At 64.3% G+C, this 25,469-nt stretch carries 22 protein-coding genes; 9 read left to right on the top strand and 13 right to left on the bottom strand.

Annotated features, from left to right (window positions below; all coding sequences use genetic code 11):
* Nucleotides 1-19: 19 nt before the first annotated feature.
* Nucleotides 20-631: a cell wall hydrolase gene (locus DMX11_RS08545; protein WP_110744111.1), complete on the top strand. Its 612-nt coding sequence runs from the start codon at nucleotides 20-22 to the stop codon at nucleotides 629-631.
* A 278-nt stretch (nucleotides 632-909) separates the two neighbouring features.
* Complete coding sequence (locus DMX11_RS08550; protein ID WP_110744112.1) at nucleotides 910-1,761, top strand: CAP domain-containing protein; 852 nt, start codon at nucleotides 910-912, stop codon at nucleotides 1,759-1,761.
* Nucleotides 1,762-1,808: 47 nt separating this feature from the next.
* Here the strand turns inward: DMX11_RS08550 and DMX11_RS08555 are convergent, their stop codons facing one another.
* Nucleotides 1,809-2,783 (bottom strand): GlxA family transcriptional regulator, encoded by a 975-nt coding sequence (locus DMX11_RS08555; protein ID WP_110744113.1) that lies wholly within the window; start codon nucleotides 2,781-2,783, stop codon nucleotides 1,809-1,811.
* Nucleotides 2,784-2,885: 102 nt separating this feature from the next.
* Here DMX11_RS08555 and DMX11_RS08560 point away from each other — a divergent pair, with 102 nt between their 5' ends.
* A complete protein-coding gene (locus DMX11_RS08560; protein WP_110744114.1) occupies nucleotides 2,886-3,497 on the top strand; it encodes a LysE family translocator in 612 nt (203 codons plus the stop codon).
* A 44-nt stretch (nucleotides 3,498-3,541) separates the two neighbouring features.
* Here the strand turns inward: DMX11_RS08560 and DMX11_RS08565 are convergent, their stop codons facing one another.
* Nucleotides 3,542-4,741: an MFS transporter gene (locus DMX11_RS08565; RefSeq protein ID WP_110744115.1), complete on the bottom strand. Its 1,200-nt coding sequence runs from the start codon at nucleotides 4,739-4,741 to the stop codon at nucleotides 3,542-3,544.
* A 114-nt stretch (nucleotides 4,742-4,855) separates the two neighbouring features.
* The gene (locus tag DMX11_RS08570; RefSeq protein ID WP_110744116.1) at nucleotides 4,856-5,752 is read right to left on the bottom strand and encodes a LysR family transcriptional regulator; all 897 of its coding nucleotides are present in this window, start codon (nucleotides 5,750-5,752) and stop codon (nucleotides 4,856-4,858) included.
* Between the two features lie 420 nt (nucleotides 5,753-6,172).
* Here DMX11_RS08570 and DMX11_RS08575 point away from each other — a divergent pair, with 420 nt between their 5' ends.
* Both DMX11_RS08575 and DMX11_RS08580 read left to right on the top strand, forming a co-directional pair.
* A complete protein-coding gene (locus DMX11_RS08575) occupies nucleotides 6,173-8,590 on the top strand; it encodes a glucose/quinate/shikimate family membrane-bound PQQ-dependent dehydrogenase (protein ID WP_110744117.1) in 2,418 nt (805 codons plus the stop codon).
* 109 nt (nucleotides 8,591-8,699) lie between these two features.
* Entirely contained in the window at nucleotides 8,700-9,968 is a 1,269-nt protein-coding gene (locus tag DMX11_RS08580; protein ID WP_110744118.1) for a carbohydrate porin, read from the top strand.
* Nucleotides 9,969-9,994: 26 nt separating this feature from the next.
* Here the strand turns inward: DMX11_RS08580 and argE are convergent, their stop codons facing one another.
* Together argE and DMX11_RS08590 are read right to left on the bottom strand one after the other, a co-directional pair.
* Nucleotides 9,995-11,155, bottom strand: coding sequence for an acetylornithine deacetylase (gene argE / locus DMX11_RS08585; RefSeq protein ID WP_110744119.1), 1,161 nt, complete (start codon nucleotides 11,153-11,155; stop codon nucleotides 9,995-9,997).
* Nucleotides 11,148-11,825: a DUF1028 domain-containing protein gene (locus tag DMX11_RS08590; RefSeq protein WP_110744120.1), complete on the bottom strand. Its 678-nt coding sequence runs from the start codon at nucleotides 11,823-11,825 to the stop codon at nucleotides 11,148-11,150. The genes argE and DMX11_RS08590 overlap by 8 nt, the downstream gene beginning before the upstream one ends.
* A gap of 340 nt (nucleotides 11,826-12,165) precedes the next feature.
* Between DMX11_RS08590 and DMX11_RS08595 the strand changes: the two genes are divergently transcribed.
* On the top strand, nucleotides 12,166-13,485 hold the full coding sequence (locus DMX11_RS08595; RefSeq protein WP_110744121.1) for an NAD(P)/FAD-dependent oxidoreductase: 1,320 nt from the start codon (nucleotides 12,166-12,168) through the stop codon (nucleotides 13,483-13,485).
* Nucleotides 13,485-13,901 carry a RidA family protein gene (locus DMX11_RS08600; protein WP_016713864.1) on the top strand — a complete coding sequence of 139 codons (417 nt, stop codon included), beginning with the start codon at nucleotides 13,485-13,487 and terminating at the stop codon, nucleotides 13,899-13,901. The genes DMX11_RS08595 and DMX11_RS08600 overlap by 1 nt, the downstream gene beginning before the upstream one ends.
* On the opposite strand, the gene DMX11_RS08605 is transcribed toward DMX11_RS08600, so the two are convergent.
* The 4 genes from DMX11_RS08605 to DMX11_RS08620 all read right to left on the bottom strand — a co-directional run bounded on the left by DMX11_RS08605 (nucleotide 13,892) and on the right by DMX11_RS08620 (nucleotide 17,739).
* Nucleotides 13,892-14,722: a sugar phosphate isomerase/epimerase gene (locus tag DMX11_RS08605; RefSeq protein WP_110744122.1), complete on the bottom strand. Its 831-nt coding sequence runs from the start codon at nucleotides 14,720-14,722 to the stop codon at nucleotides 13,892-13,894. The genes DMX11_RS08600 and DMX11_RS08605 overlap by 10 nt on opposite strands.
* Nucleotides 14,719-15,459: an SDR family NAD(P)-dependent oxidoreductase gene (locus DMX11_RS08610; RefSeq protein WP_110744123.1), complete on the bottom strand. Its 741-nt coding sequence runs from the start codon at nucleotides 15,457-15,459 to the stop codon at nucleotides 14,719-14,721. The genes DMX11_RS08605 and DMX11_RS08610 overlap by 4 nt, the downstream gene beginning before the upstream one ends.
* Nucleotides 15,456-16,805: an MFS transporter gene (locus tag DMX11_RS08615; RefSeq protein ID WP_110744124.1), complete on the bottom strand. Its 1,350-nt coding sequence runs from the start codon at nucleotides 16,803-16,805 to the stop codon at nucleotides 15,456-15,458. Before DMX11_RS08615 ends, DMX11_RS08610 begins: the two co-directional genes overlap by 4 nt.
* A gap of 106 nt (nucleotides 16,806-16,911) precedes the next feature.
* The gene (locus DMX11_RS08620; protein ID WP_110744125.1) at nucleotides 16,912-17,739 is read right to left on the bottom strand and encodes an amidohydrolase; all 828 of its coding nucleotides are present in this window, start codon (nucleotides 17,737-17,739) and stop codon (nucleotides 16,912-16,914) included.
* Between the two features lie 148 nt (nucleotides 17,740-17,887).
* On the opposite strand from DMX11_RS08620, the gene DMX11_RS08625 reads away from it, so the two are divergent.
* Nucleotides 17,888-18,823 carry a LysR family transcriptional regulator gene (locus DMX11_RS08625; RefSeq protein ID WP_110744126.1) on the top strand — a complete coding sequence of 312 codons (936 nt, stop codon included), beginning with the start codon at nucleotides 17,888-17,890 and terminating at the stop codon, nucleotides 18,821-18,823.
* A gap of 38 nt (nucleotides 18,824-18,861) precedes the next feature.
* Here the strand turns inward: DMX11_RS08625 and DMX11_RS08630 are convergent, their stop codons facing one another.
* The 4 genes from DMX11_RS08630 to pgm all read right to left on the bottom strand — a co-directional run bounded on the left by DMX11_RS08630 (nucleotide 18,862) and on the right by pgm (nucleotide 24,503).
* A complete protein-coding gene (locus tag DMX11_RS08630) occupies nucleotides 18,862-21,267 on the bottom strand; it encodes a TonB-dependent receptor (protein ID WP_110744127.1) in 2,406 nt (801 codons plus the stop codon).
* A gap of 66 nt (nucleotides 21,268-21,333) precedes the next feature.
* Entirely contained in the window at nucleotides 21,334-22,278 is a 945-nt protein-coding gene (locus DMX11_RS08635; protein ID WP_110744128.1) for a FecR domain-containing protein, read from the bottom strand.
* Nucleotides 22,275-22,787, bottom strand: a complete 513-nt coding sequence (locus DMX11_RS08640) for a sigma-70 family RNA polymerase sigma factor (protein WP_110744129.1) — start codon at nucleotides 22,785-22,787, stop codon at nucleotides 22,275-22,277. The genes DMX11_RS08635 and DMX11_RS08640 overlap by 4 nt, the downstream gene beginning before the upstream one ends.
* Before the next feature lie 78 nt (nucleotides 22,788-22,865).
* On the bottom strand, nucleotides 22,866-24,503 hold the full coding sequence (gene pgm / locus DMX11_RS08645; protein WP_110744130.1) for a phosphoglucomutase (alpha-D-glucose-1,6-bisphosphate-dependent): 1,638 nt from the start codon (nucleotides 24,501-24,503) through the stop codon (nucleotides 22,866-22,868).
* Between the two features lie 231 nt (nucleotides 24,504-24,734).
* Between pgm and DMX11_RS08650 the strand changes: the two genes are divergently transcribed.
* The gene (locus DMX11_RS08650) at nucleotides 24,735-25,382 is read left to right on the top strand and encodes a DUF1345 domain-containing protein (protein ID WP_110744131.1); all 648 of its coding nucleotides are present in this window, start codon (nucleotides 24,735-24,737) and stop codon (nucleotides 25,380-25,382) included.
* Nucleotides 25,383-25,469: the final 87 nt, after the last annotated feature.

Raw genomic sequence — 25,469 nt, forward strand, 5'->3', positions numbered from 1 at the left:
ACAGTTCGGAAACTTGCCCATGCGCTTTTCGTGGATGGTGATCGCTTTGATCTCGGCCCTGCTCGCAGGCCCCTTGCATGCGGCCGATCCGGCCAAGGCCGCGGTTGCCGAGGACAAGGCCGAGGCGCTCGAAGAAAAGGTAGTCGAGGATGCACCACCGCCGCAAAAAGCAGAGAAGCTGACCCCGAGCGAAGCACAAGCGGTCGACCCGGCCGGCAAGGCACCGCTGGATGACAGCATCACCTGCCTGGCCCGCACCATCTACTGGGAAGCCAAAGGTGCCGACAAGGAAGACATGACGGCCGTGGCCAGCGTGGTGCTCAACCGACTGGGCCACGATGGCTTCCCGGATACCATCTGCGGGGTGGTCAAGCAGGGTGTGGAAACCAAGGCCTGCCAGTTTTCGTGGTGGTGTGACGGGCGCTCGGACCAGGTCGAGGAAGCGCAACGCTACGACGTGGCCAAGGAGATCGCGCGCAAGGCGCTGAACCAGCAGTTACCGGACCCTACAGGTGGCGCGTTGTACTTCCATGACCGCACGGTGAGCCCGGATTGGGCCAAGGCTTATCGCCGCACGGCCAAGACCACGCACTTCCTGTTCTACAAACCCCACCCAGCGCTGGCCCGTTGAACAGGCAGATCAGAACCCGATGCTGCAGGTTGACGTTCCCGTTCGCGCCGGCACTGGTCGGGCTGGGTCCGATAAGGTTCGGCATTGCTTCCAGCCGGTGTTACGAATGATTACCAAGTAGTCGCACTTTTCCGCAGGCCAGTGGTCTACTCCCTCTTTTGCCGCCAGCAACGATTGCCGGCGTTTTCATTGCTTTGCACGAGCCCGGGCCAAAAGCCGCGGGCTTGTGTAGGATGAGCAGCGCATACCACGACGCTGCCAGTCATAGGGAGATCCACATGCGCGTCCTGTCATCCGTTGCCGCCTTGTCGCTGGGCCTGCTCGTTTCGAGCGGGGCACTGGCTGTCACCGGCGAAGAGGCGCAACTGATCGATTCGATCAATGTCTACCGCAGCCAGGCCCAGCCCTGCGGCGGCGAGGCATCGCTGGAACTGCCCCCCCTCAACAGTGACACTCGCCTGGCACTGTCGCCGGAGGGTACCCGCGACCTGCAGCAGGCGATGACCCGCGCCGCCTACCCCATGGTCAACGTGCAGGCCATCAGCCTGTCAGGGCCGCGCGATGCGCGTGCGGCCATGCATGCCATCGAAGAAAGCTTTTGCCAGGTGGTACTTGACCCGCAGTTCGTCGATATCGGCGTCAGCCAGGAAGGCCGCGACTGGCGCATCGTGCTGGCCCGGCCACTGCTCAGCGGCCGCCTCGGCGACTGGCAGGCCGAAGGGCAAAAGCTGCTGCAGGAGATCAACGCTGCGCGCCAAGTACCGCGCCAGTGTGGCGGCCAGCCCTTCGCCGCTGCCCCGGCATTGAGCTGGAGCACGGTTCTGGCCGGGGTCGCCGCCAACCATACGCGGGCCATGGCCAACCAGAACTTCTTCGACCACATCGACAAGGATGGCCGCACCCCCGGTGACCGGGCAGAACTGGCCGGCTACCTGTACCAGCAGATCGGTGAGAACATCGCCGCCGGGCGTGATACTGCGCGCAAGGTGGTCGATGGCTGGCTGGACAGCCCAGGGCACTGTGCCACGCTGATGAACCCGGACTTCCGCGAGCTGGGAGCCGCCTATGCGGTAGACCCGAAGAGCGATGCCGGCATCTATTGGACAGGGTTGTTCGGCACGCCGCAGTAAGCCTACCTGAGGGCGATCGATGCGGAAGTGAGGAATGGCGCAGGGCTTCAGACCGCTTGCCGGCCCTCACGCAGCCCCAAGGCAGTGCAGCCGAACCGCCGACGTATGCACTTGCCCAAATGGCTGGCATCCCCCAACCCCACTTCATCCGCAATCTGCGCCAGGCTGTGGCTGGAATTGAGCAGCCGCCAGCGCGCCTGTTGCAGGCGTATTTCCAGCCACCAGGCCTTGGCGCTGACGCCGTGGCTGGCCTGAAACTGCCGGTCTAGCTGGCGCCGGCTGATGCCCAGCTCTGCGGCCAGTTGCTCCACGGCCAGCGGCGAACCCAGGTGATGACGCATCAGCGCCTGCGCCCGCTGCACCTGGCGCCCCTGCCCGGCATCCAAGTCCAGCGAGCGCAAGGCATGACGGCTGTCACGGGTTTCATCCACCAGCATGTCGGCCAGCCCCTTGAGCGCGCGCGTTCGCCCACAAGCCCCTGACAGCAGCGCGACGGCGAGGTCGATGGCAGCAGTGCCGCCGGCACAGGTTATGCGATTACCGTCGATGCAGTACAACTGCTCACGCAGTACCTGCAAGTGCGGGAATGCAGCGCGAAACTCGGCTTCGTGGCGCCAATGCACCACCACCTTACGCCCCCGCATCAGGCCGCAGGCGGCCAGCAGGAAGGCGCCGTTATCAACCCCCACCAGCTTGACGCCGGCCTTGCCGGCCTGCCTGAGCAATGCCTGGTAGCGGGGGGCCAGTGCAGCTGTGGCCATGGCATTGCGCCCGCCAAATACTACCAGGTAGTCGAAACTGCCCAGGTCGAGCTGGCCGGCAACGGCCTCGACCTGCACTACTGCGCCGCTGCTCGATGTCACCGGGTCAAGGCTGAGCCCTGCCACGGTCCAGCTGCAGTAGCGTTGCTGGCTATAGTCCTCGTCATCGGCGCTGAAGCGCAATTTGTCGAGAAAGGCGCCAAATGGGAGCAGGGCAAAATCCGGTAACGGCACGATCAGCAAGCGGATGTCGGGTTGCACGGTTAACGTCCAGGAACGACCATTGAATGTCCAGATCATACTCTTGCAGATTAAGGGGTGCGCCATAGACTGACGCCCTCCCTGTCTTCTGGTATTTCCGGCATGGCCCTCGACACTTGGCTCATCTACTTGCTCGCCAGCATCGGCCTGTCGCTGACCCCTGGCCCGAACAGCTTGCTGGCGCTGACCCACGGTGCCCTGTACGGCGCGCGGCGGACATTGTTCACCATCGTTGGCGGGGTGTTCGGCTTCAGTGCCCTGATTGCCCTGGCAATGTTCGGCCTCAGCGCATTGCTGCAGACCTCGGCCTCTGTGCTGGGTGTGCTGAAGTGGGTCGGGGGGGCTTACCTGGTCTGGTTGGGCGTTCAGCTGTGGCGCAGCCCAGCCCTGCACCTGGAGCTGACCGGCCGCAGCGCACAACTGGGTAACGCGGGGTTGTTTCGCCAAGGCCTGCTGTCGGCCATGGCCAACCCCAAAGTGCTGCTGTTCTATGGCGCTTTCCTGCCACAATTCATCGACCCGCAGCGCGGGCTGGTGCTGCAGTTCGTGGTGATGGCGGCGACCTTTGCCAGCATCGAGTTTCTGGTGGAATACCTGCTGGCGCGCCTGGCGTTTCGCATTCGGCCCTGGCTGGCCAAAGGGGGCAAGGGCTTCAACCGTTGTTGCGGCAGTTTGTTTGCGTTGATTGGCGTGGCATTGCCGCTAAGCCGATAGCCTGCACCGCCCCTCTTGCCGCGACTGCCTTGGCGGGTTAGCGGTCACCCCTGACGTGCCTTGAACAGAAACACCAGCAACGCCAGGCCCGGCAGCGCGGCCCCCACCAGTGCCACCCCCGTCCAGCCAAACTGGCTGAACAGCGCGCTGGCCACTGCAGAGCCCAGGGCCCCGCCCAGGAAGATGCTGGTCATGTAGACCGCATTCAGCCGGCCGCGGCTGGCCGGGTCCAGCGCGTACACTTCACGCTGGCCGATGACCATGTTCATCTGCACCGCAAAGTCCAGCAGCACACCGGTCAGGCCCAGGCCAATCACGCTGTAACCCGGCACCGTCAGCCCCAGCAACAAGGCCACCGGCGCCAGCAGCAGCGCCAGCAGCGAACCGGCGCGGGCATGTCCGGCATCGGCAAGGCGACCGGCCATCGGCGCCGCAACCGCACCCACCGCACCGACCAGGGCGAACACGGCGATCTGGCTCTGCGACAGGCCATGCGCACCGGCCAGGGCCATCGGCACCGCCGTCCAGTACAGGCTGAACGCAGCGAACATCAAAGCCTGGTACAGCGAACGCTGGCGCAGCAGTGGATAACGGCGCAGCAAGGTCAGCAGCGACAACATCAGCCCGGCATAACTGGCCTTGTGCTCGGGGCGCCGCTGCGGCAGGGTCAGCGCCAGCAACAGGATGATCGCCAGCATGACTGCAGCGGCGCCAATGAATACCGCGCGCCAGCCAAAGTGGTCTGCAACCAGGCTCGACAATGGCCGCGCCAGCAGGATACCCAGCAGCAGGCCCCCCATGATGTTGCCGACCACCCGCCCCCGCTGCTGCTCCGGCGCCAAGTGCGCGGCCAGCGGGATCAGCATCTGTACCGCCACCGAACTGAAGCCGATCAGCAATGCATAGGCCAGGAACAAGCGGCCCTGGCCGCTACTGCTGGTGCCCGCCAGCAGCAGGCTGATGCAAGCCAGCACCGCGGTAGCCACCATCAGGCGGCGGTTTTCCAACAGATCGGCCAGCGGCACAAGCAGCAGCAGGCCCAGGGCGTAACCCAACTGGGTAAGGGAAACGATCAGGCTGGCATGTTCGGTGGACAGCCCGAGGTCTGGGGCGATCAGGCCGACGATAGGCTGGGCATAATAGATATTGGCGACGATTGCGCCGCAGCAGAACGCCAGCAACACGATTAGCGCCCGGCTCAGGCCGGCGGCGGCCGGTTGCGCTGCGGCAAGTGAAGGGTTCATGGGTGGTTCCTCGACAAGCAGTGGAATATGTTGGCCACCTTACCCTTGCGCCATGGCGCCCGGAATCCAGGCCCGGCGCAATGCGCCTTTGCGTACTGCGCAACGTCGCACGCCCTAGTTCAGCAATTTTGCGCAAAACTCGATAAAGGCATTCACCCGCCGCGAGCCACGGTGGTTGGGCAGGTAAAGGGCACTGATACTGTCGCTGGCCATGCCAGGGCTGGCCTGCCAATCGGTGAACACCCGCTGCAGGCGCCCGGCCTGCACATCATCACGCACCAGCCAGTCAGCCAGCAGCGCGATGCCGCTGCCCGCCAGCGCCGTTTCGCGCAACATATCGGCATTGGCACTGCGCAACGGCCCGCTTACGTCCAGCTCCAGGCTGTCCTGGCCGCGCGCCAGGCGCCAAGGTCGCGCTTTCTGCCCATAGCGAAAGCGCAGGCAGGCATGGTCGAGCAACTGACTGGGGTGTTGCAGCGGCTCGCGCCCGGCCAGGTAAGCCGGGCTGGCCACCAGCCAGCGCTGGAAGCGACCCAGCTGGCGGCATACCAGTTCGTCATCGGGCGCGGGGTCACCCAGGCGTATTGACAGGTCATAGCGCCCGTCGAGCAGGTCATCCAGGCGGTCGCTGAGGTCGATATCCAGTTCCAGGCCCGGGTAGCGTGCCAAAAACGGCCCTAGGTGCGGGGCAATGACCCGCCGGCCGAACTCCACCGGCAGGCACAGGCGCAAGACACCGACAGGCTCTTCGCCGCGATCGGCGACGCTGGCATCGGCCTCGTCCAGCGCCTCGAAGATACCCCGTGCACGTTCGTAGTAACGGGCACCGGCCTCGGTCAGGCTGACCTGACGCGTCGAGCGGTTGAGCAAGGTAGCGCCCAACGCCGTTTCCAGGGCATCGACCAGGCGCGTCACCGACGATGTCGCCAGCCCCAGCCGGCGTGCGGCAGCAGAAAAGCCTTGGGCATCGACGGTGGCCACGAACATCTTCATCGCCATGAGTTTGTCCATGTGCTGGCCGCCTTCCAAAACTCGGAAAGTTCTTACAAATCGCTGGGCAGGTCAAGCAGCGCGGCGTACGGCAATTACGTCCATAGTGGACTTATCTCCATCCAAACGAGGCATGCCATGACACCGACCAACCTGCTGACGCCACTGTGTTCTACAGCAGCGCGCCCCCTTGGCCCGTTTGAGATGGCTGCCGCCATGGAGAGGGGCTTATGCCGCACGCCATACCCGACCAAAGTATGAATCGCGTTGCATATATGAACACCTCGTTTAATGCATTTTTCGCCGCCTGATCTAAACTTTTCACCACAAACCAGCAAGTTCAGCCCTGCGACAATCAGCCTCACAAAATTATGTACCAACTTGTTAATTAGCAAGCTAAGGGCTTAAACTGCGCGCATTCCACCTGCTGAGATCCCTGGCATGAACGAAACTCCGCGCGCCTCTGGCGCCACAAACATCATCCTGATCGGCCTGGGCGTAATCATCGCCCTGCTCGGTCTCCTCCTGGCTGCGGGTGGCGTCAAGCTCGCTGGCCTGGGTGGTTCCTGGTACTTCCTGATCGGCGGCCTGGCCATGGCCATCGCCGGTGTGCTCATTGCCCGCCGCAAAAAGGCAGGCGCCTGGCTCTACGCCGTGTTCCTGGTGGGCACTGTCATCTGGGCGCTGATCGACGCCGGCCTGGTGTTCTGGCCACTGTTCTCGCGCCTGTTCATGTTCGGCGCGATCGGCATGGTGGTAGCACTGGTCTACCCGCTGCTGGCCCGAGCCAATGGCGCGAGCGCTGGCCGTGGTGCCTACGGCATCGCCGCAGTCATGGCGGTGGTACTGGTGATCGCCGCAGGCAACATGTTCGTTGCCCACCCAAGCGTCGCCCCTAACGGCAAAGGCCCGGGCATGACGCCGGTCGAGGCCGGCAAGGAACAGAAAGACTGGGCCCACTACGGCAACACCGAAGGTGGCAGCCGCTTTGCCGCGCTGGACCAGATCAACCGTGACAACGTCAACAAGCTGAAAGTGGCCTGGACCTACCACACCGGCGACGTGGCGGTCAGTGACGGCAACGGTGCCGAAGACCAGCTGACCCCGCTGCAGATTGGCAACAAGGTGTTCATCTGCACCCCGCACAACAACCTGATCGCCCTCGATGCCGACACCGGCAAAGAGCTTTGGAAGAACGCGATCAACGCTCAGTCCAAGGTCTGGCAGCGCTGCCGTGGCATGGCGTACTTCGACGCCACCGCCGCCATCGCCCAACCAACCCAGCCGAACAGCTCGCCGATCACCGGCGGTACCGTACCGGCTGGCGCCAACTGCCAGCGCCGCCTGCTGACCAACACCATCGATGGCCGCCTGATTGCCGTCGACGCCGACACCGGCGAGTTCTGCCAGGGCTTCGGCAACAACGGCCAGGTGAACCTGATGGCCGGCCTGGGTAACGTGCCAGACTCCTACTACCAGCTGTCTTCGGCACCGCTGATGGCCGGCACCACCGTGGTGGTTGGCGGCCGTGTTGCCGACAACGTCCAGACCGATATGCCAGGCGGCGTGATCCGCGGCTTTGACGTGATCACCGGTGAGATGCGCTGGGCTTTCGACCCGGGCAACCCGGAAGACCGCCAGGCTCCGCAGGGCGACAAGACCTACGTGCGCAGCACCCCGAACAGCTGGGCACCGATGTCCTACGACCCGGCGATGAACACCGTGTTCCTGCCGATGGGCTCGTCGTCCACCGACATCTACGGTGTTGAACGCAGCAAGCTGGACCACACCTACGGCGCTTCGGTGCTGGCCCTGGATGCCGCCACCGGCAACCAGAAGTGGGTGTTCCAGACGGTGCACAACGACCTGTGGGACTTCGACCTGCCGATGCAGCCGAGCCTGATCGACTTCACCAAGGACGACGGCCAGTCGGTACCTGCGGTGGTGATCGGCACCAAGGCCGGGCAGATCTACGTGCTCGACCGTGCCACCGGCAAGCCGCTGACCCAGGTCGACGAAGTACCGGTCAAGCCAAGCAACATCCCGAACGAGCCGTACTCGCCAACCCAGCCGAAGTCGGTGGGCATGCCACAGATCGGCGCGCAAACCCTGACCGAATCGGACATGTGGGGCGCTACCCCGTATGACCAGCTGCTGTGCCGTATCGATTTCAAGAAGATGCGTTACGACGGCCTGTACACCGCGCCAGGCACCGACCTGTCGCTGAGCTTCCCGGGTTCGCTGGGTGGCATGAACTGGGGCAGCCTCTCCACCGACCCGGTGCATGGCTTCATCTTCGTCAACGACATGCGCCTGGGCCTGTGGATCCAGATGATCCCGTCGCAGAACAAAGGTGGCGCGGCGTCCGGTGGCGAAGCACTGAACACCGGCATGGGCGCAGTGCCGCTCAAAGGCACCCCGTATGCGGTGAACAAGAACCGCTTCCTGTCGGTTGCCGGTATTCCATGCCAGGCGCCACCGTTCGGCACCCTGACCGCTATCGACATGAAAACCCGTCAGGTTGCCTGGCAGGTCCCGGTGGGCACCGTTGAAGACACCGGTCCGCTCGGTATCCGCATGCACCTGCCAATCAAGATCGGCCTGCCAACGCTGGGCGGCACCCTGTCCACCCAGGGCGGCCTAGTGTTCATCGCCGGTACCCAGGACTTCTACCTGCGTGCCTACGACAGCAGCAACGGTAACGAAATCTGGAAGGCTCGCCTGCCAGTAGGCAGCCAGGGCGGCCCAATGACCTACGTCTCGCCGAAGACCGGCAAGCAGTACGTGGTGATCACTGCTGGCGGTGCACGCCAGTCGACTGACCGCGGCGACTACGTGATTTCTTACGCCTTGCCGTAAGACCGCGTCGCCCCCTTCGCGGGTGAGCCCGCTCCCACAAGGTCAACGCTGGCCATGCGGGAGCGGGTTCACCCGTGAAGTGCCCCGAATAACAACCCGAGACACAGCAATGCCATCCGCACTCCGCATCACCCCTACCCTGCTGCTGGCACTGGCCAGCACCACTGCCCTTGCCAACGACGACCTGCTGACCCGCAGCACCCTGACCGGTGACTGGGGTGGCCTGCGCCACCAGCTGGAAGAAGACGGTGTGAAGATCACCGGCGACTACAGCGGTGAAACCGCCTACAACGCCCACGGCGGCCTGCACCGCTCGGCGCGCTACTCGCAGAACGTCAAGCTTGGCGTGCAGTTCGACCTGTCGAAACTGTACGGCCTGGACAACGGCGGCAAGGTCCAGCTGACCATCAACGACCGCCGCGGCAATAGCGCCTCGGAAGACCTGGTCGGCAACCGCCTGCCAATCCAGGAAAACTACGGTGGCCTGTACACCCGCCTGACCGAGCTGAGCTACGAGCGCACCCTGTTCACCCCCGCGCTCAACGTCAAGCTGGGCTACATGGCCATGGGCAACGACCTCGGCGGCCTGGACAGCGGCATCCTGTGCAACTTCATGAACGCCGGCTTCTGCGGCCACCCGCTGAACATGTCCGGTGGCAGCGGCTGGACCAACTACCCCAACGCCCACCTCGGCGTGCGGGTGAAGTACGACCTGTCGCCAGCCTGGCAGCTGCGCGTGGCGGCGTTCAACGTCGATCCCGAGAGCAACGGCAACTCCAGCCGCGCCTGGCACCTGGGACCCAAGCACACCACCGGCACCGTTGTACCCGTGGAACTGGTGTACAAGCTGCAAGGTGAGCTGCCGGGCGAGTACAAGCTGGGCTACTACTACGACAGCTCCGACGTGAAACGCATCGGCAGCGACGACGAAGTGTCTGGCCGCGGGGGCCACTACCTGCTGGTCGACCAGGCGGTGTGGAACGATCAGAATTCGCCTGGCCGCAGCCTGCACGCGTTCGGCCAGTACTCGGCTTCCAGCAAGGCCGCCTCGCCGTTCACCAAGTGGTATGGCGCCGGCGTGGTGTTGTACAAGCCATTCGAAGGCCGCCCGAAAGATACCCTGGCACTGGGTTACGGCCGCGCGGTGCCCAACCCGCGTAGCCGCGATGTGCTGGAAGATGCCGCGTTCGATGCAGGCCAGCAGTTCCCGGATATCGACAGTGCCGAGGAGTTGATCGAGCTGAGCTACGGCTACCAGGCCACGCCATGGCTGAACCTGCGCCCGGATGTGCAATACATCATCGAGCCGGGGGCGTTCTCCGGTAAGGATATCGACAACGCGCTGGTGGTAGGCCTGCAGGTCAAGGCTACCTTCTGAATCGCCAGGGCCGCGCTGCGGCCCATTCACCCCTGCCTGAGGTAATCCGCCAGCCTCAGCAGCATGGCATCACAGCCCTGCAACTGCTCGACGCTGACAAACTCATCCGGCTTGTGCCCCTGGTCCATGCTGCCAGGCCCGCAGACCACGGTCGGAATGCCCGCCTGGTCGAACAAACCACCTTCGGTACCAAACGCTACGGTGCCGAATTCATCCGAACCACTGAGCAACGCTATCCAGCGCGCGGCCTCGCTGTCTTCCGGCGTGGCCAGCCCCGGGTAGGCACTGAGCGGTTCAAGGCGGATGTCGCTGTCGGCGTGAACCTGGCGCATACGCGGCAGCAACTCGGCCTCGGCGTATGTCTGCAACTGGTCGGCCACCGCCTGCGCCTCGAACCCCGGCAAGGCGCGGACTTCGAAATCGAACGAGCACTCGGCCGGCACGATGTTCAGTGCCCTGCCCCCTTTGATTACCCCAGTCTGTACCGTGGAAAAGGGTGGGTCGAAGCGCGTGTCGTGATGCGCCGGCAAAGCCAGCGCATCGCCGATATCGCCCAGCTTGCCGATCAGCCTGGCCGCATACTCGATGGCGTTCACCCCGTATGGCGCATACGCAGAGTGGCAAGCCGCGCCCTGCACCTGGCAGCGCATGGCAAGCTTGCCCTTGTGCCCCAGCACCGGCTTGAGCTCGGTAGGTTCGCCAATCAGGCACAGGCGCGGCTTGTGCGGGCGCTGCTCCAGCGCTGCGAGCATGGAGCGTACGCCCAGGCAGCCCACCTCTTCGTCATAGGAAAACGCCAGGTGCACCGGCATGCGCAACGGCTGGGCAAGAAACGCGGGCACAGCGGCAAGTACCGAGGCAATGAAGCCTTTCATGTCGGCTGTGCCACGGCCATACAAACGGCCATCGCGCTCGCTGAGGGCGAACGGCTCCACGGTCCAGGCCTGGCCGTCCACCGGTACCACATCGGTATGCCCGGACAGTACAACGCCGCCAACATCTTTTGGCCCAATGGTCGCGAACAGGTTGGCCTTGGTGCCTTCCGGGTTGTGGAACAGCTCGCACACCACGCCCTGCTCTGCCAGGTAGTCACGGATGAAACCGATCAGCGCCAGGTTGGAGTCGCGGCTGACCGTCGCAAAGCCGATCAGCCGGGCCAGCAGTGCGCGACTGGGGAACTCACTCATCGCCCGGCACCCCGTAGCTTGGCGCGGCGGTCGGGTTGAGCGCGCGGGTGACATAATCCTGCATCTGTGGTCGATAGGCTTGCCAGAGGCCATCGAGCACCCCGATCGGGTCGCTATCGGCCCAATCGACGCGCAGGTCCACCAGCGGCCAGGTCAACTCACCGGCGATTTTCAACGCAGCCGAGTGCACCGGCCCCGCCTCACCGCCAGCAGCCATCGCTGCGTGCATGGCAGCCAGAAGGCGGTCGGCCAGGTGCCCGCCGGCCTGCTCGAAGGCCAGCACCATCGCTTCGATCACCTGGGTCGAGGACAGCAGGTTGCCCGCCGCCGCGCATTGCTCGCCGGCCACGGCATTGTGCGTACCCAGCGCCTCGCGCCCCGTGAACAAGGCTACCTGGCCATGACTGTCAATCACCGTCACCTGGCGATATTCGCTCCAGCCATTGGCGCTCAGCACGCGGTCCAGCGCTGCTGCGGGCGGTAACTGGGCCTGCTCCATGGCATCGAGAATCTGCGGGCCCAGGGCCGGCAGGGTGATGTTCTGAGTAGAGACTGCCCCTACGCCTGCACGCACCCACGGGCAACGGGCCCCCACGGCGATGCTCGACGAGCTGATGGCGATACCGACCTGGCCGGTTTCCTGGCAACGACCGATGATGGAGAACGTCATGTCTTGGTTCCTGTTGTGCTGTGCGATACAGGGCATTCTGGGCGCAACGTTCTTCACCACGAAACCAACATTTTCCTAGGGGTTAGGCATGAAAAAGCTGGGTTCTGCCAGCGTTCGAGCGCCGCCCGCGCGGTGTTCGAACCCTGCGCCACTTCCAAAACCACGACATGCACTGGGTCGCCCTCACCGCAAGCCACTAAATCCAAGGCCTTCGCCGTTTTATCGGCAAGCAGCAGCTAAATACTATTTTCGCCATTTCCACAGCATCCCTAGTCTGGCCCCAGGCAACGGCGGTCCTCCAAACCGACCTGACAAAAACCGCCTGAACAAGGGCTCGGACATGACACTGAACAATCTCGAAATCGATACCCTCGTGGTCGGCGCCGGCCAGGCCGGCGTGGCCATGAGCGAACACCTGAGCAAACTTGGCGTGCCGCACCTGGTGCTGGAGCGCAACCGCATCGCCGAAGCATGGCGCACCGGCCGCTGGGACTCGCTGGTGGCCAACGGCCCGGTATGGCACGACCGCTTCCCCGGGCTGGAATTCAACCTCGACGCCGACGCCTTTGCCGGCAAGGACCAAGTGGCCGATTACTTCGAACAGTACGTACGCAAGTACAACCTGCCGGTTCGCACCGGTATCGAAGTGAAGAAAGTGCTGCGCAACACCGACCGCCCCGGCTTCACCATTGAAACCAATGAGGGCGTGATCCGCGCCAACCGCGTGGTCGCCGCAACCGGCCCGTTCCAGAAACCGGTCATCCCGGCCATTGCACCGAAAGACCCCAACCTGCACCAGATCCACTCCGCCGCCTACTTCAACCCCGAGCAACTGCCTGAAGGCGCTGTGCTGGTGGTGGGGGCCGGCTCCTCTGGTGTGCAAATCGCCGAGGAGCTGATGCGTGCAGGCCGCCAGGTGTACCTGTCGGTCGGCGCCCACGATCGCCCGCCCCGCGCCTACCGTAATCGTGACTTCTGCTGGTGGCTGGGCGTGCTGGGTGAGTGGGACGCGGAAATCGCCAAGCCCGGCCGCGAGCACGTGACCATCGCCGTGAGTGGCGCGCGTGGCGGCCACACCGTGGACTTCCGCGCCCTCGCCCACCAGGGCATGACCCTTGTCGGCCTGACCCAGTCGTTCGAAAACGGCGTGGCGCGCTTCCAGGACAACCTGGTCGACAACATCAACCGTGGCGACGAGAACTACCTGGCCTTATTGGATGCCGCGGATGCCTACATAGAGCGCAACGGCCTGGACCTGCCGGAAGAGCCCGAAGCGCGCCAGCGCCTGGCCGACCCAGCGTGCATGGTCAACCCGTTGCAGCAACTGGACCTGGCCAAGGCCGGTGTCAGCAGCATCATCTGGGCCACCGGCTACGGCGTGGACTTCAGCTGGCTGCAGGTCGACACCTTCGATGCCAACGGCAAGCCCCAGCACCAGCGCGGCGTGGCCCGCGAGCCGGGTGTTTACTTCCTCGGCCTGCCATGGCTGTCACGCCGTGGCTCGTCATTCATCTGGGGCGTGTGGCACGACGCCAAGCACGTCGCTGGCCATATCGCCACGCAGCGTACCTACACCGCCTACCGCGACCGCGATCAGCGCGCAGCGGATGAGCAACAACCCGCCAAGATCAGCAACGTCAGCACCCTCGGAGCCCACTGATGCCTACCCATACTCGCATCCGCATGTTCAACACCAAGGAAACCTACCCCAACCAGACCCTGGACAACGACCTTTGCCAGGCGGTGCGTGCCGGTAACACCATCTATGTGCGCGGCCAGGTCGGTACCGACTTCGAAGGCAAGCTGGTGGGCCTGGGTGACCCGCGGGCGCAGACCGAACAGGCGATGAAGAACGTCAAGCAACTGCTTGAGGAAGCCGGCTCGGACCTGTCGCACATCGTCAAGACCACCACCTACATCACCGACCCGCGTTTCCGCGAGCCGGTGTACAAGGAAGTCGGCAAATGGCTCAAGGGGGTGTTCCCGATTTCCACCGGGCTGGTGGTGGCGGGCCTGGCCCAAGCCGAGTGGCTGATGGAGATCGATGTGATCGCCGTGGTACCCGATCAGGCTTGACCGGTAGCCGGGGTGGCGGGTGGCGACGGCCGCCCGTCACGCAACCACGCCTGGGTTACCTGCGCCGCCGCTTGCAGGCGCTGTTCAGCGTGCACGCCGGCACCAGGCACTTCCACGCTGATACACAGGTCCTCCGGCAAGGCCGCGAGCAACTGCGCCAGCGGCAGTTGCCCTTGCCCCGGCAGCAGGCGCCCCTCACGGGCTTCCGGAATGATCAGGCTGTCGGCAGGTGCCCGCAAAGGCGCATCGCACAACTGCACCGCGCGCAGCAAACGCGGGTCTACTGCCGCGATATCCGCCACCTGGCCACCAGAACGGAACAGGTGCAAGGCATCCACCAGCACGCCCGCGTTGCCCTGCGCCGCCCCTGCAACCACCGCGCAAGCCTGGTGCAGGTTTGCCACCGGGCGCCAGCGCATGAATTCCAGGTCCACGCGCAAACCGTGGCCTCGCGCCATTTCACACAACGCCGCAAAGTTGCCGGTCAGCCGCGCAAAGTCGTCATCGTCCCCGGATACCGTCAGGCTGTGCGCGCCAAGTTCGGCTCCTGCTGCCAACAGCGCCTCGTAGTCGGCGACCTGTGTCTGCGCCGTCAACGAAACGAATTCGATGTCGGCAACCCGCACACCTTCACCCGCCAGTACCGCGCGCAGTTCACGCAGCGCCGGGCTACCGGCTGCCACCGGGTAGGCCAAGGCCCCCGGCAGCACCGGGTGCAGGCGCAGGCCGACCGCGCTGAAGCCTGCACGCCGCGCCTCACGCACCAGCCTGGCCGGCGCCAGCTGCAACGCCGTCAGGTGTGCGACACCCAGCCCTTTCAATAGGTCGCCCTCCCGCCACTGAGGTCGAATACGAAGCCGGTGGTAAAGCTGCATTCCGGGCCGGCAATCCAGCTGACCATGTTGGCGATCTCCTCGGCCTTGAGAAAGCGCCCCATGGGGATCTTGGCCTTGCTCGCAGCGATGTGTTCTGCGGTCATCTCGGCCATCAGCGGCGTCTCGACCATGGCCGGTGCCACGCAGTTGAGCAGCACCCCGTCCTGTGCCAGCTCCTTGGCCGCCGCCTTGGTGAAGGCGATGACCCCGGCCTTGGCGGCGGAGTATGCCGAGATGTACTGCACGCCATCCTTGCCGGCCATGGAGGCGATGTTGACGATGCGCCCGTAGCGGTTCTGGCGCATGTGCGGGATGGCGGTACGGCAGCAATAGAACACACCGTTAAGGTCGATGGCGATGACCTTGTCCCACGCTTCTGGCGGGTATTCCCACGAGGCTACCACCGGGCCGTTGATGCCGGCGTTGTTGACCAGGACATGCACCTGGCCAAGGCGCGCCAGCGTCTCGGCGAAAGCCGCCTCTACCGAGGCCAGCGAGGCAACATCCACCGCTTGGCGCAACACCGGCTCGAAGCCGTTTTCGGCGTGGCTCCAGCCATCGACGGCGAGGTCCCAGATCACCACCTGGGCGCCGGCAGCATGCAAGCGCTGTGCGATTGCCAGGCCGATGCCGCGCATGCCACCGGTCACGATTGCGGTCTGGCCTTGCAGGTACTGGCTCATTGTCTTGCTCCATTTTCAGCAGAAGGAATATCCGGCAAGCGACGCAGGTCGCTGACCATGAACAGGTAGCACAGCGCCCCGAGCACGGTGATCGACGCCACGAACGCCAGGGCCCAGACGAACGAGCCGGTCAGCGAGACGATGATGCCGATGGTCAATGGCGTGACGATGCCGGCCGCGTTGGCGAACAGGTTGAACAGGCCGCCGCTGAGGCCCAGCAGGCCTTTGGGAGCGATGTCGGAAACGATCATCCAGGCCAGCGCCGACATGCCTTGGGCGAAGTAGGCAACGCACAGGATGGCGATCACCAACGCGTCGGACTCGACATAGTTGGCCAGCACGATCACCGAAGCGGTCAGCAACCCGGCGATCACGGGCAGCTTGCGCGCCACGTTCTGCGAGTAACCCCGGCGCAGCAAGGCATCGGAAAGCCAGCCGCCGACCAGCGTGCCCAGCGAGGCGGCAATGAACGGTAGCACCGCCACCCAGCCGACCTTGAGCCAAGGCATGTGCCGCTCGGTCACCAGATAGGTGGGGAACCATGTGAGGAAGAACACATTGGTCGAGTTACAGGCGAACTGGCCAAGGCAAATGCCGAGCATGTTGCGGTGTTTGAGCAGCGCCGGTATCTGCGACCAGCTGAACGACGTGGCTTTCTGCCCGCCATCGACGACCCCGCCGCCCGCGGCGATGTAGTCCAGCTCGGCCTGGTTGGCCGTGGTCGACTGGTACGGCTCATGGTATTTGCGCCACCACACCAGGCCATAGAGGATGCCCAGCAGGCCCACGGCCATTAGCAAAAAGCGCCAGCCATAAGTGTGCAGCACCCAGAACAGAAGCGGCGTCAGGAACGCCAGGCCGGTGTATTCAGCGAAGGTGTAGATGCCGGTTGCCCTGGCCCGCTCGCTCTGCGGGAACCAGGTGGCCACCACCCGGCTGTTGGTGGGAAAGCACGGGGCTTCGGTCGCGCCCACCAGAAAGCGCATGCCCAGCAGGGATAAAAAGCCCTGTGCCAGCCCCTGCAGGCCAGTGAAAAGCGACCACAGGGTCAGTGCCAGCCAGTAGGTCAGCTTGGTACCCAGCCGGTCGATGAGGATGCCGCCCGGGATCTGCGCGGCGGCGTAGGTCCACGAAAAGGCGGAAAAGATAACCCCCATCATCGCTGCGTTCAGGCCTAGGTCGGCACTGATGCTGGGTGCGGCAATGCCCATCACGCTGCGGTCGAGGTAGTTGATCATGGTGCCGCCGGAAATCAGCGCCAGGATCATGAAACGGGTGCGTGTGCGCTGCTGGGCGCGCGCCGGTGTGTCGAACACCCCGAGGCTGGCGTTCTGTTCAGTGTTCATGACGAATGCTCTCTTGTTATTGGAATGGCAAAATCGCGCGCTTGTAAGCGTGGGGGCCGTGGGGCTGCCATGCAGCCCCAATCCATTGGCTGACGGACATCAGTCTTCAGCCGAACCCGAACAACCGACAGGGGGTATCCCACATCACCGCGCGGCGCTGGCGGGCATCGGGCATCAGCTGTTCGGCAAGCTTCAGCAACGGGCCGTAGTCCACCCGCGAGCGCTGGCGAATGAAGGGCCAGTCCGAGCCCCACACGCAGGCCTCGGCGCCAAACGCTTCGAGCAGGGCCTGCACATAGGCGCGGCTCTGCTCCAGCAAGGCATCGGCCGCAGCGAACTTCTGCATGCCCGACAGCTTCACGCACGCGCGGCCACTGTCGGCCAGCCGCAACAACGCTTGAAAACCGGCTTGCTGCACCCCGGCCGCTACCTCGGGGCGACCGCAGTGGTCGATCAGCAGAGGTGCCTTGGCGTTTTGCAGCAAGCCATGCAGGGCCAGCAGCTGGTCTTCGCACACTTGTACCTGGGCGAACATGCCAAGCTCGGCCAACTTGCCGAACAACGGGTCAACGCCCTGCAGGCTCGAGACGCCGTACAGCGCGGGGTTGAAGGCGATGCCGACCACGCCTTGCGCCTGCAATGCCGCCAGCGCGTCGAGGGTGATATCCGCCTCGACCACCGCCACACCCTTGAACCGCCCCTGGCCGGTGGCCAGGGCATGCAACAGGCAGCGGTTGTCGGTGTGGTAGCCACTGTTGGGGCCCACGAGCAAGGCGTGCTGCACCCCGTAGGCGTCCATCACCCGGGTGAACTGCGCCTGGGTGGCGACTTCCTGGCCGGAGGGTGCATAGGGTGCGTCTGGGTGGTAAGGGAAACGCTCAGGGTCAAACAGATGGTTATGGCAATCGATCTTCGCTTCATCAAAGATGTTCACGCAGCACTCCCTTCAAGCGCCACTGCGCTTGCCTGCAGATCTTGTTATTGTGCGCCGCAAGGGCGATCAGGACGGGGTTCACGATACTGCGTGGCGGGGTTTGGCGCTCATACCCAGATGGCGAAAACCATAACCAAAGGTAATACACATGCTGCTTGGCAACGAAGGCGCAGATACCAGCCCGATGGTGTTCAAACTGCGGCACATGGAGGTGTTCCGCGCGGTGATGCTGACCGGCTCGATCAGCGCTGCGGCCAAGTTGCTCTACGTGTCGCAACCCGCGGTAAGCAAGCTTATCCAGTACATCGAAGGGCGCCTGACCTACCCGTTGTTCGAACGGATCAACAATCGCCTGGTGCCCACGGCCGAGGCGCAGGTGCTGTTCCGCGAAGTGGAGCGGGTGTACCAGGCAGCGTTGGAGGTCAACGAGTGCGCCCTTGCCCTGGGCGCTGGCGGCCAGCGCAAACTGCGTATCTCGTGCAGCGCATCGTTGTCGACGGTGGTAATTCCTATCGCCTTGGCCCAGCTCAAGCGTGAATCACCGTCGCTCAACATCGAATGGCAGACCTCGCTGATGGGCGAAATGCCCAACCAGATCCTGTCGAAGAAGGTCGACCTGTCGATTGCCGCCCTGCCGGTGGTCCACGACCACCTGCATTCACAGGCGTTCATGCGCGGGCGGATGGTGGTGGTGATGCCACCCGACCACCCGCTGGCCGGGCAGGCCGCGCTCACCCTGCAGCAGCTGGAAGGCCATGCCCTGCTGCTGTTCCGGCCCGACATGCCGTTTGGCAAACTGCTGGCCGGGCATATCGAGCGGCGCGGTTTGCAACTGAAATCGCTGTTGTCGTTTACCAACGCCAACGAGGCTGTAGCGTTGGTCAGGCAAGGCATGGGCATCAGCGTGATCGACGAGTTCGTGGCGCAGGACAGCGGGCTGGCGGTGGTGCCACTGGCCGATGAGATTCACTTTGATATCAGCTTCGTCCACTCGCGCTTCGAGCCCCCGTCGCATGCAGCGCTGCATTTGATGAGGGTGCTGCAGGGACAGGCGCAGAAGCTGGGGCGGGCCATCTCAGATTGAGGTCATTGGGGGCCGCACAACGGCCCCAGGCGTTTGAGCTAGAAGCCGACTGTCGCCGACAGCAGATAGGTTCGCGGCGTGGACAGGGTCAACCCCGGCTCGCTGTCATCCGATGCCCCCGCCGAGCTCCAGTAGCGGTCATCCAGCACGTTCTCGACACTGGCGCGCAAGGTCACCTCGGTTGCATCCACCTTGAACGCATAACGCGCGCCCACGTCATAGCGTTCCCAGCCATCGATCTGCTTGCTGTTGTTCTGGTCCAGGTACTGCGAGCTGGAATGAATGCCGCGCGCCGTCAGGGTCAGGCCGTTCACCCCGGGCACGTCCCACTCGGCACCGAGGTTGACGTTGTACTCAGGCGTGGCCGGCGCACGGTTGCCATCGTACGCCCCGCCGACGGTGTCGGTCAGTTCGCTGTCGATGTACATCACCCCACCCAGTACTCGCAGGCCCTGCACGGGCTCACCGAACACACTCAGCTCGATGCCACGGTTGTCACGCTTGCCATTGGCGCCGAACACCCGCGTGGTGGGGTTGGTCTCGTAGGCCGGCTGGCGAATGCGGAAGGCACTGGCAGTGAATGCCAGCCGGCCAAAGTCGTACTTGGCCCCTACTTCGACCTGTCGACTGATGAACGGTGGGAAGATCTGGTCTTCGTTGATCGAGGTCGAGGGGGCGATCTTGCCTTGGCTCAGGCCTTCCATGTAGTTGGCGTACACCGACAGCTGGTCGGTGACCTTGAGCAGCACACCGCCCGAGGGCGACACCTTTTCTTCGTCGTAGGCCGTGGCGCCCTTGATCCCGTCACTCCAGTCATCCACCTGTACCCGCTGCCAGCGCGCGCCCAGGGTCAGCAGCAAACGGTCGTCGAAAAAGCCCAGCGTGTCGGCCAGGGCTACCCCCGAGAAACGGTTTTCCGTGTACACCTCGGGGTCGATGCGGGTGGGCGTGCCCGGCGTCGGTGTGGCCACCGGGTTGTACAGGTTGCTGGGCGCCGAGGCATAGCGCGCACCGCCGTTGGTGAAATCCATGTAGAAGTAGCTGGCGGCCAGGTTCAGTTCGTGGCTGACCGGCCCGGTATGGAACCAGTTGCGCAGGCCGGCCATGGCGGTGCGTACCGACTCGTCCCGCGTGAAGTCGCGTGGCTGCACGGTGAAGTCGCCAGCATCATTGGTGATCGACACGTTGTGGCGCAGGAAGTCATGGTTGCTCTTGCGCGCGCCGACCGCGCCATAGGCCAGCAACGACTCGCTGATGTCGTACTCGGCATGCAGCGCGCCAAAGGTGTCGTTGGTGCGTGCCTTGCTCCAGGCCTGGGCATAGTTCCGGCGTACCTCGCTGGCATCCGGTACCCGGGCATTGGCGCCGACCAGCACGCGCTCCTGCGGCGCATCGGTGTTGCGCTCGGTGTGCCCCAGGTCTGCCGACAGGCGCAGGCGCTCGCCGCGAAAATCCAGGCCCAGCACGGCCATTTCACGCTCGACGCTTTGATGATCCCATTCGGTATCACCTGACTGCTTCACGCCGTTGAAGCGCACGCCGAACTGGTCGCCCTCGCCAAAGCGGCGCCCGATATCCACGGCGCCGCCGGTCTGGCTGCCGGAGGCATAACTGCCGGTGAACTCGGTAAGCGGCGTGTCGCCTGCGCGCTTTGGCTGCACATTGATGCCACCGCCCACGCTGCCACGCGGCGAAATACCGTTGATCAACTGGCTGGGGCCTTTGATGATGTCGACCCGATCGGCCATTTCCATGTCGATGGAATAGGTCGGCAAGATGCCGTACAGGCCGTTGTAGGCCACATCGCTGTTGAACAGGCTGAAGCCGCGGAGGGTGAATTGCTCGAAACGCCCGCCGGCCGGGTTGGTGGCGCGTACCGACGGGTCACTGGCAATCAGCTCGCCCAAGGTGCGCGCCTGCTGATTCTTTACCAGCTCGCTGGTATAGCTGGTGATGCTGAATGGCGTTTCCATGAAGTCACGAGAGCCGAGCAGACCTTGCGCCCCTTGGCGTGCCGCCTGGCCGCCCGCATAAGGTTGCGACTCGCCGCTGGTCGCCAGGCCGCCAACAATACTGGTTGGAGCGATTTCCAGCGCCTCGCCCGCCTGGGGCGCAGGCACCAGTGTGAAGGCACGCTCACTCACCGGCAGCAACTGCAGGCCGCTGCCGCGCAGCAGTTGGGCGAAGCCTTCGTCGATACTGTAGTTGCCAGACAGGCCGTTGCTTTGCCGGCCTTGCACCAGTGCCGGGTCCAGTGAAAGGCTCACGCCCGCCTGATCGGCGAAGTGGGTCAGTACGGCCCCAAGGCTGGCTGGCGCTACCTGATAGGTGCGGCGGACGGGTTCATCGGCCCAGGCCGGTGAACACATCAACAGGCTCATGGCGAACAACGGATGCGCGGCACGCGCCAGTGGGCGCAGGCGGCAAGACTTTACTGCAGGCATTGAACAAGGCTCCCCTTTATTTTCTCCTACCGGTAATGACCGGCGAGTGAAAAAAAGGGGACAGCCTTACGCACGATTTTCTCGCGCAGACAGGGTGACCCAATAACGTGTGCGTGACTGCACCTGCAACGGCAGGCTGGCAGCAAGCAAGGCCAGCACCCGGTCGGTATCGTCCAGGCGGAAGGTGCCGGTCACGCGCAGGCGCTCAAGCGCTGGCGCCCAGCGCAAAAGCCCGGGGCGGTACCTGCGCAGTTCCTGCAGCAACTCGCCCAGCGGGCGGTCGTCCAGCCGCAGCACGCCTTCGCGCCAGCCTAGCGGCCAGGTGTCGAACGGTCTCGCAGGGCCGACGCCCACCGCCTGCAGGCTGGCCTGCTGCCCGGCCTGCAGCAGCACCGTCGAGGCCCGCAACGGCTGTAGGCGGGCCGCACCGTTGAGCACCGACACCTGGCAGGCATCATCGGACAGACGCAGACAGGCTTCCCCGTCACTGAGCACCACCTGGCCGTAAGGCACCTGCAAGGCCAGGCTCAAGTCAGCGGGCACCTTGACCGCCACTTCGCCCCGCAGCAGTGTCAGGCGGCGGGCGCCCAGGTCAATATTCACGGCACTGTCGGTGTTCAACTGCACGAAAGTACCGTCGCTCAGCAGCACCTGCCGTCGCTCCCCTACCGACGTGCGCAGGTCGGCAGCCCAGGCATCCAGCGGCAGTTCCCGGCTCACCAGCCATGCTGCGGGCAATAGCGCCGCCACGCCCAGGGCCTGTTTGAGCAACGCACGGCGGCCAGCATCCGGGCGGTCCAGGGTGGCCATCGCCAACGCCCCGGGCAACCCGGAAAAACGCGCACGCAACGCCGCTGCCTTTTGCCAGGCGTCTTCGTGCAGGCTGTTGCTGGCACGCCATTGCGCCAGGCGCCGCAAGTCTGTCTCACTGGCGTCGCCAGAATCCAGCAACGCCAGCCAACGGGCGGCAGCACGCACCGCCTCGCGGGTTTCGGGAGCATGCTGGGTCACTGCAGGTCGGCCAGCAGGCAATGCTCGTAGGCCTGCGCCATGTAGCGCTTGACCGAGCGCTCGCAAACGCCCAGGCGCTTGCCGATTTCGGCGTAGCCCAGGCCTTCCAGCTGGCTCCAGAGAAAGGCCTTGCGTACCGGCGCCTTCAGGCCGTCGAGCAGTTCATCCAGTGCTTGCAGGGTTTCCAGCACTATCCAGCGTTGCTCTGGCGAGGGCACATGCTGTTCGGGCAGTTGCACGATGGCATCTAGGTAGGCCTGCTCAAGGCTGCGGCGCTGATGGAAGTTGCTGAGCAGGCGCTTACCCACGGTCAGCAGGTAGGCGCGTGGTTCGCGAATGTCTGCCAGCGGCTGGGCACTGGCCAGCACGCGCAGGAACGTATCCTGGCTGAGGTCGGCGGCATCCCAGGCATTGCCCATGCGCCGGCGCAGCCAGCTCTCCAGCCAGCTACGATGCTCCCGGTACAGGGCAGGCAGACTAGGCTCCGGTGGCGGCGCGGCATCGATCATGGGGAAGGCCCTGCGGCGGCGTAAATAGGATTAATTCTAATTTACATCGCGCCACAGAACCAAGCGGTTTGTTACCGGTCAGGCAATTGCCGCGTCCACCAACACCTGGGCTTCCTGCACCAGGCGCTGCAGGTGCGCCTCGTCGATGAAGCTTTCCGCGTAGATCTTGTAGATGTCTTCGGTGCCCGACGGGCGCGCGGCGAACCAGCCGTTGGCGGTCATCACTTTCAGGCCGCCAATGGCCTGCCCGTTGCCTGGGGCGTGGCTGAGAATCTGCACGATCGGCTCACCGGCCAGTTCGGTCGATTTCACCTGCTCCGGCGCCAGCTTGCTCAACAGGGCCTTTTGCCGGGCGTCGGCCTTGGCCTCGACACGGGTGGCGAACGGCTTGCCCAGCGCTTCGGTCAGGTCGGCGTAGGCCTGGCTCGGGTTGCGCCCGGTGCGGGCGGTCATTTCGGCGGCAAGCAAGGCCGGGATCAGCCCGTCCTTGTCGGTAGCCCACACCGAGCCATCGCGGCGCAAGAACGAAGCACCCGCACTTTCCTCGCCACCAAAGCCCAGCGAACCATCGAACAGGCCCTGGGCGAAGAACTTGAAGCCAACCGGCACTTCGTACAACTCGCGGCCCAGGCGCTGGGTAACGCGGTCGATCAGGCCACTGGAAACCACGGTTTTGCCCACGGCGGCGTCGCTGCGCCATTGCGGGCGGTGGCGATACAGGTAGTCGATGGCAACGGCCAGGTAGTTGTTCGGCTGCAACAGGCCGTCGGCGGTCACGATGCCATGGCGGTCGTGGTCAGGGTCGCAGGCAAAGGCCACGTCGAAGCGCTCGCGCAGGCCGATCAGGCCCTGCATGGCGTACGGCGAGGACGGGTCCATGCGGATCTGGCCGTCCCAGTCGACGGTCATGAAGCGGAAGGTTGGGTCGACCTCGGTGTTCACCACTTCCAGGTCGAGCTGGTAGTGCTGGGCAATCGCCGACCAGTAGCGCACCCCTGCCCCACCCAGCGGGTCAACGCCCAGGCGCAACTTGGCATTACGGATGACGTCGAAGTCGATGACGTTCTCCAGGTCGGCCACATAGTTGCTCAGGTAGTCATGGCGCTGGGTGGTGGCTGCCTGCAGCGCCTGGGCATGGTCCATGCGCTTCACGCCCGCCAGGTTTGCCGCCAGCAGCTCGTTGGCCTTGGCCTCGATCCACTTGGTGACGTCGCTGTCGGCCGGGCCGCCATTGGGCGGGTTGTACTTGAAACCACCGCTTTGCGGCGGGTTGTGCGACGGGGTGATGACGATACCGTCGGCCAGGCCTTGGGCGCGGTCACGGTTGTGGCAGAGGATGGCGTGCGACACGGCCGGCGTTGGCGTGTACTCGTCATCTTTGGACAGCATCACCTGCACGCCGTTGGCGGCCAACACTTCCAGGGCGCTGGCAGTGGCCGGTGCCGACAGGGCATGGGTGTCGGCGCCAATGAACAGTGGGCCATCGATGCCCTTCTCCTGGCGGTACAGGCAAATGGCCTGGGTAATGGCCAGGACGTGGTACTCGTTGAAGCTCAACTCAAGTGAAGTGCCCCGGTGCCCCGAGGTGCCGAAGGCCACCCGCTGGGCCGCCACGGCAGCGTCGGGGCGGCCGGTGTAGTAGGCGGTGAGCAGCCGGGGAATATCAACCAGCACGCTGGCCGGAGCCGGCTTGCCTGCCAAAGGACTGAGCGTCATGCAAAAACCTCGAGTTCAACGGATGTTGGTATTTGAGCATGCAGTGTACTGAGAGTTGCAATGCCGTGCGATGGGCGACCTCAAAGAAAACAGCAGGTAACGCGCCCGTTTCCTGGGAGCGGACTGCCGTCGCCCGAGGGCCGCAAGGGCGATCCCACAAACACCCTTTGAACCAGTACTCAGGCGGCAACGGTCTAGAGTAGAAGCCACACCCACAGTAAATGAGGCCCCATGGCTTTCCACCGCCTGACCCGAACCCACCCCCGCCTTAGCCTGGCCGCGGCCGTTGGCCTTCTCGGCGCCTGGCTGATCCCCGCCGGTGACACCGTGCAGCACATCCTCGCTGGCTGGAACCTTGGCGTGTGGCTGTACCTGCTGCTGGTACTCTACCTGACCTGTACCGCCAGGCCGGAAAAGGTCCGCAAGGTTGCCCGCGTCGAAGACGAAAACGCAGGCATCGTCCTGCTCACCGTGTGCATCGCCGCCATCGCCAGTCTCGCGGCAGTCACCCTGCAGCTGGTGTCGAGCCGTGGCCTGCAAGGCAGCGCGCTGGCACTGCATTACCTCTACACCGGCCTGACCGTGGCTGGCTCGTGGCTGCTGATCGGCTGCATTTTCAGCCTGCACTACGCCCGGCTGTTCTACACCGGGCAAAACCACGAACCACCGCTGCGCTTCGCCGATGGCCAACGCAACCCGGATTACTGGGACTTTCACTATTTTTCGTTCACCATCAGCGTGGCCGTGCAAACGTCCGATGTGGGCGTTGCCGGGCGGGGGTTGCGGCGCGTGGTGCTGGCGCATTCACTGGTGGGGTTTGTGTTCAACACGGCGATTTTGGGTTTTACCATCAATATCGCCGCTGGCTTGCTGGGCTGAGTGCGCCGTTCGTCTGAAAACGCTGGGCGTGGAGCGTCGGTGAAATCGGTAAAAACACCGGATCCAAGGGGGCATTCCGGCCGGGAA

Origin of the sequence: Pseudomonas sp. LB-090624, from assembly GCF_003205205.1 — a bacterium.
In the GTDB taxonomy this organism is placed as follows: domain Bacteria; phylum Pseudomonadota; class Gammaproteobacteria; order Pseudomonadales; family Pseudomonadaceae; genus Aquipseudomonas.